At 64.4% G+C, this 12,974-nt stretch carries 12 protein-coding genes and 1 pseudogene; 10 read left to right on the forward strand and 3 right to left on the reverse strand.

Features of this window, described 5'->3' with window-relative positions; all coding sequences use genetic code 11:
• Positions 1–476 precede the first annotated feature (476 nt).
• Positions 477–1,106, forward strand: a complete 630-nt coding sequence (locus QDT69_RS12420) for a DsbA family protein (protein ID WP_279706830.1) — start codon at positions 477–479, stop codon at positions 1,104–1,106.
• Between the two features lie 39 nt (positions 1,107–1,145).
• Here QDT69_RS12420 and QDT69_RS12425 read toward each other — a convergent pair whose 3' ends face one another.
• Both QDT69_RS12425 and QDT69_RS12430 read right to left on the reverse strand, forming a co-directional pair.
• The gene (locus QDT69_RS12425) at positions 1,146–2,153 is read right to left on the reverse strand and encodes a glutathione S-transferase N-terminal domain-containing protein (protein ID WP_279706832.1); all 1,008 of its coding nucleotides are present in this window, start codon (positions 2,151–2,153) and stop codon (positions 1,146–1,148) included.
• Positions 2,150–3,646, reverse strand: coding sequence for a M81 family metallopeptidase (locus QDT69_RS12430; RefSeq protein WP_279706833.1), 1,497 nt, complete (start codon positions 3,644–3,646; stop codon positions 2,150–2,152). The genes QDT69_RS12425 and QDT69_RS12430 overlap by 4 nt, the downstream gene beginning before the upstream one ends.
• Before the next feature lie 187 nt (positions 3,647–3,833).
• On the opposite strand from QDT69_RS12430, the gene QDT69_RS12435 reads away from it, so the two are divergent.
• Positions 3,834–4,628, forward strand: coding sequence for a class II aldolase/adducin family protein (locus QDT69_RS12435; RefSeq protein ID WP_279706834.1), 795 nt, complete (start codon positions 3,834–3,836; stop codon positions 4,626–4,628).
• Between the two features lie 240 nt (positions 4,629–4,868).
• Here QDT69_RS12435 and QDT69_RS12440 read toward each other — a convergent pair.
• A pseudogene (locus tag QDT69_RS12440) lies at positions 4,869–5,812 on the reverse strand (LysR family transcriptional regulator).
• Between the two features lie 100 nt (positions 5,813–5,912).
• On the opposite strand from QDT69_RS12440, the gene QDT69_RS12445 reads away from it, so the two are divergent.
• From QDT69_RS12445 to QDT69_RS12480, 8 genes are all read left to right on the forward strand, one after another.
• Entirely contained in the window at positions 5,913–6,239 is a 327-nt protein-coding gene (locus QDT69_RS12445; RefSeq protein WP_279706835.1) for a hypothetical protein, read from the forward strand.
• Between the two features lie 46 nt (positions 6,240–6,285).
• A complete protein-coding gene (locus QDT69_RS12450; RefSeq protein ID WP_279706836.1) occupies positions 6,286–6,759 on the forward strand; it encodes a hypothetical protein in 474 nt (157 codons plus the stop codon).
• A gap of 132 nt (positions 6,760–6,891) precedes the next feature.
• Positions 6,892–7,029: a hypothetical protein gene (locus tag QDT69_RS12455; protein ID WP_279706837.1), complete on the forward strand. Its 138-nt coding sequence runs from the start codon at positions 6,892–6,894 to the stop codon at positions 7,027–7,029.
• Positions 7,030–7,092: 63 nt separating this feature from the next.
• A complete protein-coding gene (locus tag QDT69_RS12460) occupies positions 7,093–8,094 on the forward strand; it encodes an AraC family transcriptional regulator (RefSeq protein ID WP_279706838.1) in 1,002 nt (333 codons plus the stop codon).
• A gap of 417 nt (positions 8,095–8,511) precedes the next feature.
• Positions 8,512–9,300, forward strand: a complete 789-nt coding sequence (locus QDT69_RS12465) for a sensor histidine kinase (protein ID WP_279706839.1) — start codon at positions 8,512–8,514, stop codon at positions 9,298–9,300.
• Positions 9,297–9,482 carry a hypothetical protein gene (locus QDT69_RS12470; protein WP_279706840.1) on the forward strand — a complete coding sequence of 62 codons (186 nt, stop codon included), beginning with the start codon at positions 9,297–9,299 and terminating at the stop codon, positions 9,480–9,482. The genes QDT69_RS12465 and QDT69_RS12470 overlap by 4 nt, the downstream gene beginning before the upstream one ends.
• A gap of 46 nt (positions 9,483–9,528) precedes the next feature.
• A complete protein-coding gene (locus tag QDT69_RS12475; RefSeq protein ID WP_279707114.1) occupies positions 9,529–10,785 on the forward strand; it encodes an epoxide hydrolase family protein in 1,257 nt (418 codons plus the stop codon).
• 56 nt (positions 10,786–10,841) lie between these two features.
• Entirely contained in the window at positions 10,842–12,896 is a 2,055-nt protein-coding gene (locus tag QDT69_RS12480) for an FUSC family protein (protein ID WP_279707115.1), read from the forward strand.
• The last annotated feature ends 78 nt before the right edge of the window (positions 12,897–12,974 follow it).

Raw genomic sequence — 12,974 nt, forward strand, 5'->3', positions numbered from 1 at the left:
GCAGGCCATAACTGCCGCAGCATTTCTGTGACTGCACCTGCAGGGGTGCTGGAGCGCCTGCTCCTCGCGTCGCAGGAATTGACGGACGATTATGGGATCGGCCGCCAGGCAGTAGAAGCGGACAGATGTCCGTCGGCCCACCCTTGGAGAGGAGCATGACGCCACCGGCGAAAGCCAGCGACCTTGCTCAGCGGCAAGGTCTCGGTGCACGTGAGGCGAACAGCAGCTGCTAGCTGCGTGCACTGCCGACAATCTGAACATATCCGCAGGACGAGAGCGCAAAGGCCACGCGCTTTTTGGTCCCGAAACACCACTGGTCTACACCAGAGATCCTTCGCTAAAACGAAGTAGCAGGGCCCCGCGATGCTTGGATGCACCGGGGCCCATTCGTTTGCGCGCCGTCTCCCCTTCATCACGTCGCATTGCGCGATCGCACCGGATCGGGAACAATTGTCCTGACGGAGTGAGGAACGCCGATGGAAAAGCCGAAGGTCAGGATCTACACCGACTACAAGTCTCCCTACGCCTATGTCGCCAACAAGCGGCTGTTCGAGCTCGAGGAGACCTGCGGCGTCGAACTGGAATGGCTGCCCTACACGCTGCGCATTCCCGAGTTCATGGGCACGGTCGAAGAGCGCACGCCGCATTTCTGGCGCAAGGTGCGCTATTCCTACATGGATGCGCGGAGGTTCGCCAACGCGCAGGGACTGACCATGAAGGGCCCGCGCCGGATCTACGATGCCTTCTATTCGAGCGCCGGGATGCTATTCGCGCAGCGCCATGGGCTGTTCCGGCCCTATCATGACACGGTATTCCGGAGGTTCTGGAACCATGAGCTGGAGATCGACGAGTTGTCGGAGATTGCCGGCGTGATCTCCGCGATCGGCGGCTCTGCCGGCGCGTTCGAGGCCTATGTCAACGGCCCTGCCCGCACCGAACACGATCGCATCATCGACGAGGCCGAAGCGCTCGGCGTGTTCGGCGTTCCCAGCATGGTGTTCAACGGCGAGCTGTTCTGGGGTGGCGACCGCATCGACCTGCTGATGGGACGGATCAGAAATCCGGAATCGATCGCGCTCGCACTCGGAAGCAGACATCGAACCTAAATTCACGCCGTTTTGAACCCGCTTGCCCTCTCCGATCGATCAGCCGCCATCCAGGATGGCCCAGCATCCGGTGCGCTCCAGCACGGGCTTCAACGCAGTGCGATCGCGGGCACCAAGCGCGACGAACTTCTCGCGCAACTGCTGCAGGCACTTCACCTGATATTTGAACGGCGCCAGCGCATAAGGCAGACCCCAGACGTTGATCTCGAGGCGCTTAAGGCCCTTCGCGAAGGCATCCGCATTGGCGGCGAGGAACGGCAGATAGAGTTCGCCCGCGATCCGCAGCAATGCTTCAGCGAACCCAAGCGCCTGCTCGCGCGGATGCCAGGCGCCCTCGACGCCGGATGCGTCGTCGAGCCGCCGCACCCAGTGATCGGTAAACGGCGCGCGCTCGCGCATGATCCGCATCGGGGTCGGGTCGGTCGCCATCTCGCTGAGTTGTCCGAACCAGGCAAAGTCCGCCAGCGACGGCCGGCTACCGAACAGATAGTTCGTCATGCCAACATGCGGCTCGAATGCCGCCAGCGTCCGCCGATAGCTCTCCTCGAGCAGTGGCCTGTTCTCATCCGTCGCGCCGAGAATGGCCATGCGCGAGATCTGGCGCTTCCGGAACTCCTCGATCTCCTCGCGGCTGCCGGCTTCGGCTTCCGAGGTCGACCATTCCTCACCCGCCCAGCGCGAGACGTAGGCCTGGTCTTCCGGATCCCACCAGCGATAGAGAAACAACGGCTTCACCGCCCATTCATCGGCAAGGTCCTCGAGCAGATCGCAGACGAATGCGACCGCCTTGTCCTTTGGAATCACCGAGCGCCCCTGGTGGCGCGCTTCCAGGTCATAGGCGAGCATCGTGGTCTCGCCGCGATAGCTGCCGTCGGGATATTGCAGCACCGGGATCAGCATCGGCTTCAGATGCGCAGTCGCCGCGCGCAGCGCCTTGGTCATGATGACCCAGTCGTGCGGGATTCGCCGGTAGCGCATCAGCGCGCGCAGCTTGATCGCATAGGGCGACGCGGTCGAACCGATCAGGCGATAGCGGCCCTCCGTCATGATGATGACTCCGAGAACGCTGGATTGCCGTAGGGATAGAACCGCGTGAGGTCGACATTTCTGTAAGGCAGCTTGTCGAGACGCGTGGTGCCGAGGAATGGCTGCTCCGGTTCAACCAGCAGGATCGTCTTGGCAAAGCCATTGTCGTCGAAGCCGCGCCGGAAATGCACCCGCGACTTGATCGCCATCACCTCGAAGCTGCCGATGTCGGGCACCAGCGCCTTCAGCGAAAACGGCTCCATGATCTGCACCAGATAGGTGGAGAGGATCAGCACATTGTTGCGGCCGAAGCGCACGCAGACCCAGAACTGGCCATAGCCCTCGCCGACAGCCGAAATCGTGCCATGGATCCGAACCGGATCGCCCGCCGACTCGTCGGCGAGCCCACCGATCTCCATGTCGAAGGCATCGCCGGCCTTGGCACCGGCCGCCTTCAGGCTTGCCGTCGCTTTGGCATCGGCGATGGTCGCGATCACGGTGTTGGCGAGGTCCTGCGCGATGATCTCGCGCAGCAGCCAGGTCGCCGATCCCGACCGGTCGCTGTGATCGGCGAGCACCACCGGCGTGTTGCGGCCAGGGACAGCCTGCTTCGCCAGCGCGACGCCCTCGGTGATGCTGTGGAGTTTCGTCGATTGCAGCAGGGCTTCGCGCAGCCGCCAGATCGTGCCGGCGAGATCGCGCGCGATCTGCTCGGCGAGCTTCGGGTTGGCGTTGGTCAGGACCTGCACGGTCATGCCGACATCCGGCACATCGGCGAACGGGAAGCCGAAGAAGATGTTGACGTAGACGTCGACCTCGCGGGCCTCCCACACCAGCGCACGCTGCACGAGATCCATCCAGGGACGCGCCCCGGTCCATTGCAGCACGGTGGGCGAGATCACCGGAACCCTGATCGTCCGGTGCACCGGCTGGTAGTCGCCGCGGATCGCCCGCACCAGCATGCGCGCCGCGCGCTCGCCCTGCAGATGCGCATCATAATGCGGGAAATATTTGACGGCGAACGCCATGTCCGCCTGTTCAAGGAACGCCTCGTCCTCGTTGCCGTGAGGATCGAAGGTCGCGGCGATGAACGCCGACCGGCCGACCACCTCGCGAACCTGTCGCGCCAGATCGGCCTCCGGCCGCGGCACGTCGCGCACCGCCATGGCGCCATGCAGGCACAGATAGACGCCGTCGAACGGCCCCTCCTCCTTCAGCCCGGCGATCATCTTGCCGGTGAAGGTGCGATAGGCCTCCTGGGTGATCCAGCCCGATCCGGTGTAGGTCTTCGGCCAGAGCGGCGATTCGATGCCGACCAGTTCGACTTCGGAGAACTCGCGCGCGACCTGCACGAAGCCGCCCATGTAGTTCTTGGGATCGAACTGGAGCAGCGCCTCGCCCTTGGCCGGCGAGCCCGGATAGATGAAGTCGTCGAGGGTGGTCTCGTTCGGCAGGAACGAGACGGTTTCGTGGGAGAAATGCAGGACGGCGATACGTATCTTGCGATCGCTCATTTTGACGCGCCTCGGCTGTTTTCCGCATAGTGGCATCGAAGGCGCCGCGCGCCAATCCGCATTCGGTTTTTGCCCGCCAGACCTGCAAATAAGCTGACGCGTCGCGGCTTGCCGCCGCGCGGATTCTGCTATGTTCCGGGCCAACAATCGGGCCCCGGCCTCGCAGACATCTCAAGGAGAGAACGCCATGAATCCCCCCATCAGCTCGCCCGCGATCAAGGTCGTGAAATCCGTTCGCGAGCAGGTAAGCGCCGAGGAGTGGCAGGCCCGCGTCGATCTGGCTGCCTGCTATCGTCTCACGGCGATGTACGGCATGACCGAGATGATCGCGAACCACATCTCCTGTCGCGTGCCCGGCACGACCAACCAGTTCCTGATCAACGCCTACGGCATGCTGTATGAGGAGATCGACGCCTCCAGCCTGATCAAGGTCGACGTCGAGGGCAACACGCTGCTCAACGCAACCGACTATGACGTCAACGTCGCCGGCTTCGTCATTCACAGCGCCATCCACATGGCCAAGCATGACATGGACTGCGTCGCGCACACCCACACACCGGCCGGCATGGCGGTCTCGGCGATGGAATGCGGCCTGCTGCCGCTGGCGCAGACCTCGATGCGCTTCCTGCACATCGCCTATCACGACTTCGAAGGCATCGCCGACAATGTCGACGAACGCGAGCGGCTGGTCCGCGACCTCGGCGACAACGAAGCGATGATCCTGCGCAATCATGGTCTCTTGGTGGTCGGCCGCACCGTACCCGCCGCCTTCAACGTGCTGTTCCGCCTCGAGCGGGCCTGCCAGACCCAGGTGATGGCGCTGTCCTGCAACACCAAGCTGATCTATCCGCCGCAAAGCATCCTCGAAGACACCTATGAGCGGATGCTGCCCAAGCCGGGCCGTGCCGCCCGCAACGGTGAGCTCGCCTGGCCGGCGCTGCTGCGCAAGCTTGACCGGGCGGATCCGTCGTATCGGGATTGAGGGAGTTGAGTGCGAGGCGCCACCCCCAACACCGGTGTCGTCCCTGCGAAAGCAGGGACCCATACTCCGCAGCAAGCTTTGTAAACGGAGCTCGCCGTTCCGACATCGCTCAACAATAGTCATTCGTGGTTATGGGTCCCTGCTCCCGTGCGCAATTGCGCACTAGGCAGGGACGACAGCGAGTGTGTTGCGCGGCCGGTGGGTCATGCGCCCGTATTTTCGCGACATCGCCGCGCCGGCTCACAGCTCCGCTGCCAGCTGCACCACCTGGTTTCGCAACCAGGCATGAGCCGGGTCGTGATCGTAGGAGGCGTGCCACAGCAACGTCGCCGGCATCTCGTTCAGCTCCACCGGCGGCGGGCTGAGGCTGAGCCCGAGCTCGGCCGAGAAGCGCGTGGCCAGCCGAGCCCCCATGGTGACGATGACGGGCGCCTGCGCCACCAGATGCGGGACGGTGAGGAAACGCGGCGTGGTCAGCGCAACCGTGCGCTGCAGGCCGAGCTTGTCGAGCGCTTCGTCTACGATTCCGCGCACGCTGCGCGCAGGCCGCAGGCTGGTCAGCACGTGCGGTAGCCTTACGTAGTCCTCGAGCGAGACCGGAGGCGTGATACCGGTCTTCTCGGCATTGAACATGCACACGAGCGCTCGGTCAACAGCGTGCGCCGTTTGTGATGGAATTGCCCTTGCGGGAGCAGCCCATGGGCAACGGCGAGATCCAGTTCGTCGGCGTCGAGGTCATCGAGCAGCCGGGACGAATCAACATTGTAAAGCCGGAAGTGAACGCCAGGTGCGATCTGGCGCATGCGCGCCAGCAGAGCGGGCATGATCAGGATCTCCATGCTGTCGGACAGTCCGAGCCTGAACGTCCGCACCGCCGTGGCCGGATCGAACGCCTGATCGCGCAACACCACCGCCTCGACCTGCGCCAGCGCACTCCGCACCGGCTCGCGCAAGGTCGCGGCGCGCGGAGTGAGACGCATGCCGTCGGCCCCACGCGTCAGAAGCTCGTCACCGAACAGCTCGCGTAGGCGGGCGAGGTTGTGGCTCATCGCGGATTGGCCAATCCCGACGCAAGCCGCCGCCTTGGTCACGCTCCGTTCGGTCAGCAGCGCATCGAGATGAACCAGCAGATTCAAGTCGATACGACCTAAATTAGCGACATCGATGGCCATTATCGATCCCATCTGTTTGATCGATGATCATAACCTGACCATGTCCTCAGACAAGGGAGCAGACGGGCCACCGCCCGCCGCCCAAGTCCACCCCAAGCCAACGGAGGATCCCATGTCGATCCGCAGCACAATTCTAGCCGCCGCCTTCAGCCTGGCCTCGCTGGGAGCAGCGCACGCAAGCACGCTCAGGCCGATCGAAGGTCAAAGCGTTCGTCTCGGCGACCTGTCGGGCGTCGTCTACTACACCGTCGAGCCCAACGGATATCGTGTCGTGACCACGCTGGCAGAGGGCGCGGCCGGGACACCGATCCGCTTCGTATCGGTGCTTGCGCCCGGTCAGCGCGCGCTGCTCTCGACGCCGAACCAGGCAGGCGCGCTGGAAATCAGCCGAAACGGCGATGGCCTGACCGTCCGCACGTCAGGCCCAGTCTCCAATTAGTTCCGACACCCTCGCCGTCTTTCCGTCACTCGTGCAGGAACCCCAGATGTCCACGATCCGTCTTCATCGAACGACGAGCCTGACGCCCGAGCAATACGTAGCCGGCCTCACCGACTTCGGCCCGGGCCGCTCCAAAGTCTTTGGCAACAGCGCCGACGCCTATCTCAAGGTGCATGATCGTGGCCCCTCGGACGCCGACGTGACGGAAGGCTCGGGCGGCATCTGGGAGCGCTTGTACTACGATTGGTCCGACCCCGATCACGTCGTCCTGACGACGATCGATTCCAATGTGTGGGGCGGCGCGTCAGGCCATACCTACAACTTCACGCGCCGGCCCGACGGCACCACCGACATCGACGTGATCGTGGTGCGCGACGGCAAGAACTTCAGGGGATGGATCCTCGGCCTCGTGCTTCGCACCGTGGGCAGAGGCGTGCTGGCGAAGGCGTTCGAAAACTCCGTCAAAGCCATCGAGCAGCGACATGCAGATGCGCTTCGGCGAGGCCGGATTGCTGCCTAGAGGCAGAGCAATCGGAGTATTGCACCGAGAACAATGTTTCTATTGTACCGACTATTTGTATCGGATCATATCTAGCTCAATCGACGGATTGCACCGGGGAAAGCCGATGCAATCCAGATGGAGGCAACTGAAATGGACGTGAACTATCTCGATACGTTCCTGGCATTCCTCGGAATGACCTTCGGACTGGTCTCAGCGCTGCCTGGCCTGTTCTTCCAACCCAAGGCAGAGGTGCACAGGGCGACAAGGCCGGCCTCGAGACGCGACTGACCGACACGCGGCCGCGCGTTACGCGCGCCGGGAGACTCCCATCGACGTCACTAGGATTGCTTCATGTCGACGCACAGCGCGCATCCCACCGCCGAGAGGCGACAAGAACCGCAGCCCTACTGCGACTTCTGGCAGGGCCGCGGCCCGACAAGACTGCTACTGTCCTCGATCGATCGAGGCTGGTCGGGCCTGTCGGCCGAGGTGCGGGCGCATGGCAAGAGCGAGATCCCCTGGCGGGGTACGCAATCCGCCACCGAAATCTGTGTCGATGTCCACGGCAATGGATCACCCGTCACCCGGCGGGCCACTGGAGTCTCGGATCGGACCATCACCCGACGCGACACGATCTGGCTCACCCCCGCGGGTTGGAGGGAAGGTTCACTCGATATCGGCGGCGATCTGCCGGGGATCGCGCATATCTATCTTGATCCGAGCCAGTTCTCCCCGGGCAAGCTCGGCGTCGAGGTCGATGCTTCGGCGCTCGGCGCGCTGCGATACGACAGCGCCTTCGAGGATCCGTTGCTGGGCGAAATGACACGCGCCATCGCATCAGAGCTGCAGAGCGAAACCTCCGCCGGCAGGCTGCTGGTCGAGTCGCTGGCGAGCAGCATGGCGATACGGCTTATTCAAAAATACACGAGCAGTCCGGCCGCGCGGCCGGCCGCCGCCTCTGCAAGCGGAGGGCTTGATCGGCGCCGGCTTTCCCGTGTGCTGGACTACATCGAAGCAAATCTGGAAGGCGATCTCTCGCTCGATCGCATGGCGTCGATTGCTTATCTCAGCCGATTTCACTTCGCCCGCGCCTTCAGGCAGGCCGTCGGCCAGCCTCCTCACCGTTACGTCGCCGCGCGGCGCCTCGAGCGCGCGAAGGCCCTGCTGATCCAGGGCGATCGGCCGCTGGTCGATATTGCACTTACGCTCGGCTTCTCCAGCCAGGCCAACTTCACCCGCGCATTCAAGCAGGCAGCCGGCATGGCGCCGGGCCAGTATCGCCGCGGGTCCGGATTGCCGCAGCCGGCGATGTCGCTGGCCGATATCCGGAACGCGATTCCGATCCTGGCATGATGCTGAAGCTCGCGACCTTCAGCAACGAATGACAAGACGACGGCATTCGACGCAAAGCGATCGGCCGCACGGATCGATATCTTGATCGGCAGCAAGCGACGAGGCGCGCGCCCGCGGGAGAGCGGACGCGCCACCGAATTCGCTTGTCGATCAGCAAGAGAGACCAACGTCATGAACCTGACCGACCTTCAAACACTCGCAACCCTTCTCGGACCAGCCTTCGGCTTGGTGCCGCTCATGGCCCACCGGCTGCGGCAGATCGGCGCGCGCAACGCGACAGTAGCGTTCGCAATCCGGCGTCGACAGCAAGCGATGACAACATCGCAGCAATCCGGGCAAAGCCTCAGAGCACCCGACTCTCCATAATTCGAGTCAGGCCGGAAACCCGCCCGGTCCAGCGAATGCCAGGAGTCCAGCATGCCCACCGTTGCACCTGCTCACGAGTTCGATGACCAGACGCTGCTGCGTGCGCTCACGCACCGCGTCCACAGCGACCTCGTCTCGTCGATCGATGCGGTCTCTGCCGCCGTGCTGCGCACAGATAACCCAGCGGTCAAGGTCGCGCTCGCCGGCGTCATCGAACTGCTCGAGCAGCATGCCGGCGTTCATCGCGTGCTGGCGATGCCGGATCACGACGGACTGATCGACGCCGCCGAATCCGTCCGCAAGCTTGCGCTCGGCCTGAGTCGATCGTCGCTGGAGCCGATCGGGATTCGTCTCGCGCTGAGCGCCGACAGCCTGCCGCTCGAAGCAGAACGCTGCTGGCGCCTCGCTCTGGCCGTCCATGAGCTGGTGACAAATGCTGCACGGCACGCGCATTTCGAAGGCCGGGATGGTGCGATCAAGATCAAGCTTTCGCTCGCCGGGACCATCGTCAATTGCATCGTCGCGGACAATGGTTCGCGCTCGGAGCGCTTGCGGCCGGGGCGCGGTCTCCAGATGGTCGGCGATCTGGCCCGTAGCCTCGGCGGCCGGATCGAGTACGGCTTCGGTTCGCAATTCTCGTCGTTCCTCGTCGTGTTTCCGCTCCGCGCACGCGAGCATCGCGCCAACCGGATCGTCGCGTCGCGTCGCCTGCGTAACGCGCGTCGGGCAGCGCCGCCGCGTGTGCGGCCGCAGCCGGCGCGCGCACCTGCTGTTGCCGTGCCGGCCGGCCTGCGCAGCGATGTCCCCGCCACGACGGGAGCTGCGCTGGAGCCGACATGAAGCGCATTTTCAGCCTCACACTGTTCGCGACCGGCGCGCTCGGCTTTGCGATGTTCCTGGCAGCCTTGCGGCCGGAACCCATCGGACGCCCAACACGCGTCGCCAGTGCCTTCACGCGATTTCTCATCTCAATCGAAGCCAACAATGCACCGGGAGAGAGCCATGATCACGAGCACAACTGACGAAATCATTGATCTGCGTCGCCGCCGGCTGCTGGGCACCGCCGCGATGGGGATCGCCGCCGTCGGCGCGGCCACCGTGCTTCCGCCGGGAATCCGCACCGCGGCTGCCAGCGAAGCCGTCCGTCCCTTTCGCATCGATATGCCGGAAGAGCAGCTGGTCGACCTGCGCCGGCGTGTAGCCGCGACGCGATGGCCCGACAGGGAAACCGTCACCGATCCATCCCAGGGCGTGCAGCTCAAGACCGTGCAGCAGCTCGCCCAATACTGGCAGGACGGCTACAGCTGGAGAAAGATCGAGGCGCGGCTCAACAGCCTGCCGCAGTTCATCACCGAGATCGACGGGCTCGACATTCACTTCATTCACGTTCGCTCCAGGCATCCGAACGCGCTGCCGATGATCGTGACGCACGGCTGGCCTGGCTCGATCATCGAGCAGATCAAGATCATCGATCCGCTGACCAACCCGACGGCGCATGGCGGGACCGCTGCGGATGCGTTCGATCTCGTGATTCCGTCGCTGCCGGGTCACGGCTTCTCCGGAAAGCCGACCGCACCCGGCTGGACTCCGGTTCGTATCGCGCGGGCCTGGACCACCCTGATGCGGCGCCTCGGCTACAAGCAGTTCGTGGCGCAGGGTGGCGATTGGGGCAACGCCGTCTCGGAGACGCTGGCGCTGCAGGAGCCGGTCGAGCTGCTCGGCATCCACACCAACATGGCGGCCACCGTCCCGGCCGACATCTCGAGGGCCCTCGCGTTCAATTTGGCGCCGCCGGTCAATCTTGCGGCCGACGAGCGCCGTGCTTGGGATCAGCTGCGCTTCTTCTACGACAAGGGGCTCGGCTACGCCAACGAGATGTCCAATCGCCCGCAGACCCTCTACGGGCTGGTCGATTCGCCGATCGGCCTCGCGGGCTGGATGCTCGATCACGATGCGCGCAGCCAGGAGATGATCGCCCGCGTCTTCGACGGCAAGGCGGAAGGGCTGTTGCGCGATGATGTGCTCGACAACATCTCGCTGTACTGGTTGACCAATACCGCGATCTCTTCAGCGCGGCTCTATTGGGACACCCATCAGGTGTCAACGGGCGGCTTCTTCGATGTGCGCGGCGTCAAGATCCCGGTCGCCGTAAGCGCGTTCGCCGACGAGATCTACACGGCGCCCCGGAGCTGGGCGGAGCAGGCCTATCCGAAGCTGATCCACTACAACAAGCTCGACAAGGGCGGGCACTTCGCGGCGTGGGAGCAGCCCGAACTCTTTGTCGCCGAAATGCGTACGGCGTTCCGCCCGCTTCGCAACGCCTAGTCATGCTGCCGGCGGTGCGCACGAAGATGCGCACCGCCATTACTTCCGGCCTTATGATGAACCAGCCTTCCTCATTCCTGTCGCGAAATTCCGCTTCCGTCTTCACAGTACGGACGTTTGCGGCAGCCATGGTGGCGCTTTCGATCGCGCTCCTGCTCGATATGCCGCGCCCCTACTGGGCGATGGCGTCGGTCTACATCACCTCCAACGAGCTGACGGGGGCGACGTCGTCGAAGGCGGTGTATCGCGTGCTGGGAACGCTGATCGGCGCAACCGGGACGATCGTGCTGATCCCGAATCTCGTCAACGCACCCGAGCTGCTAAGCCTTGCCGTGGCGCTGTGGGCCGGCGTTTTCCTGTATTTTTCGCTGATTGACGGCACCCCGCGCAGCTACGTGTTCCTGCTGTCCGGCTACACTGTCGCCCTGCTCGGCTTCCCGATCCTTTCGACGCCCGAATCGACGTTCGACATCGTCGCTGCCCGCGTGCAGGAAATCCTGCTCGGCATCGCCTGCGCGAGTGTCGCATCAAGGATCGTGCTGCCGCGCACCGTCGCCGGCACAATCGCCGCCCGCGCGGAGGCCTGGCTCGCCAACACGCGCCAGCTCACCGTGGACGTCCTCACCGGCCAGGGCAGCGACCAGGAGCACGATGGCGAACGCATGCGGCTTGCCGCTGCCGCCGCCGAGATCGACCAGCTGAGCCGGCATCTCGGCTTCGAAACCGTGACATCGGCGAATACGGTACGAGGCCTAGAACTGCTTCGGCAACGGATGCTGCTGTTGCACCCTCTGCTCGCATCAATCGAGGCCCGGAAGAACGCGCTCATCTCTCACGGCGGTGTGCCGCCAGCCATCGCCGATGTCAGCCTGCGGATCGCAAGCTGGCTTGCGAACGGCGATCAGGACGAACGGGACGCTGACGGATTGCGCGCAATACTCGATGAAGTCCAGCCGCAGCTTGACACAAATGCGAACTGGACCGAGATATCCGCGGTCGGCCTCGCCGTTCGGCTGCGCAATCTCATCGACGTCATGCGGGATTGCCGCCTGTTGCGCGAGGCAACTGCCGACGGCCGCGACCCGAGCTCGCTTGCGCTTGCCCTGACGCTTGACAGCCCGGTGCCTGGTGCCCGGCACCGTGACCACGGGCTCGCGTCGTGGGCCGCCGCGGCGACAGCACTCTCGGTTCTCGCTTGCTGCGCGTTCTGGATCGCCACCGGCTGGACCGATGGTGCATCGGCTGCGTTGTTCGCCGCACTTGTCGGGTCGTTTCTAGCCGGCCAGGACGATCCGCTGCCGGCATTCCGCAAGTTCTTCGGCGTCATCCTCGTCGTCATCGTGGTCACCGGAATTTGCACGTTCGGCATTTTGCCGCGCGTCACGACGTTCGAGATGCTCGTCGTCGCCCTCGCGCCGACGTTCCTGCTGTTCGGCTGGATGACGGCACGGCCGGCGACCGGATCCACCGGCTCTTGGCTTGCCATCTTCACATCGGTGCAGCTCGCGCTGCAATCATCCTACTCGGCGGACTTCGGTGCCTTCGCCAATTCCAGCATATCGCTCATGGTGGGTGTCGCGCTCACGGCCACAACCTGCGGCATCGTCCGCACGCTGGGCGCAACCTGGATCGCAAACCGCCTGGTGCGGAGCAACTGGCGTACGCTCGCCGCGGTAGCCGGGCGCAGCTCGCCCCAGAATCGCGCCGCTATCGGCAGTCTCATGCAGCATCGCCTGGCTCTGCTTGCCGCGCGCATCGCCGTGGTTCCAGCAGTGGCGCGGAGCGACGCCGCCAATCTTCGCCAGCTTCGAACGGCACTGAACATCGTCGACGTCAGGCACGCGAGCCTCGGTCTGTCACGCGCTGCCACAGCCGGCATCGACGCGCTGTTCGACCGTCTTGCATCGGCTGCCCGGACCCATACCGCCGGGCGGCTGCCGGATGGGCTGATCGGCCGGCTCGACGACGCGATTGCGTCGACGTTGCGGGAGCCCGCGAGCAAGAACCGCAGTGACGCGCTGATCGGCCTTTCCGGAATTCGCGCCGGCCTGTTTCCTGCCGCCGGGTCCTACCAGCCGCGCCCATCAGAGCAAGGGAGCATAGCCCCATGAGATACGAACTTGATCTGTTTGGCGTGATCGTTCCCAGTTTCCTGCTGTGGGGCGGTCGTCGCCTGCATCCTCACGCGC

The organism is Bradyrhizobium sp. CER78, from assembly GCF_029846235.1.
In the GTDB taxonomy this organism is placed as follows: domain Bacteria; phylum Pseudomonadota; class Alphaproteobacteria; order Rhizobiales; family Xanthobacteraceae; genus Bradyrhizobium.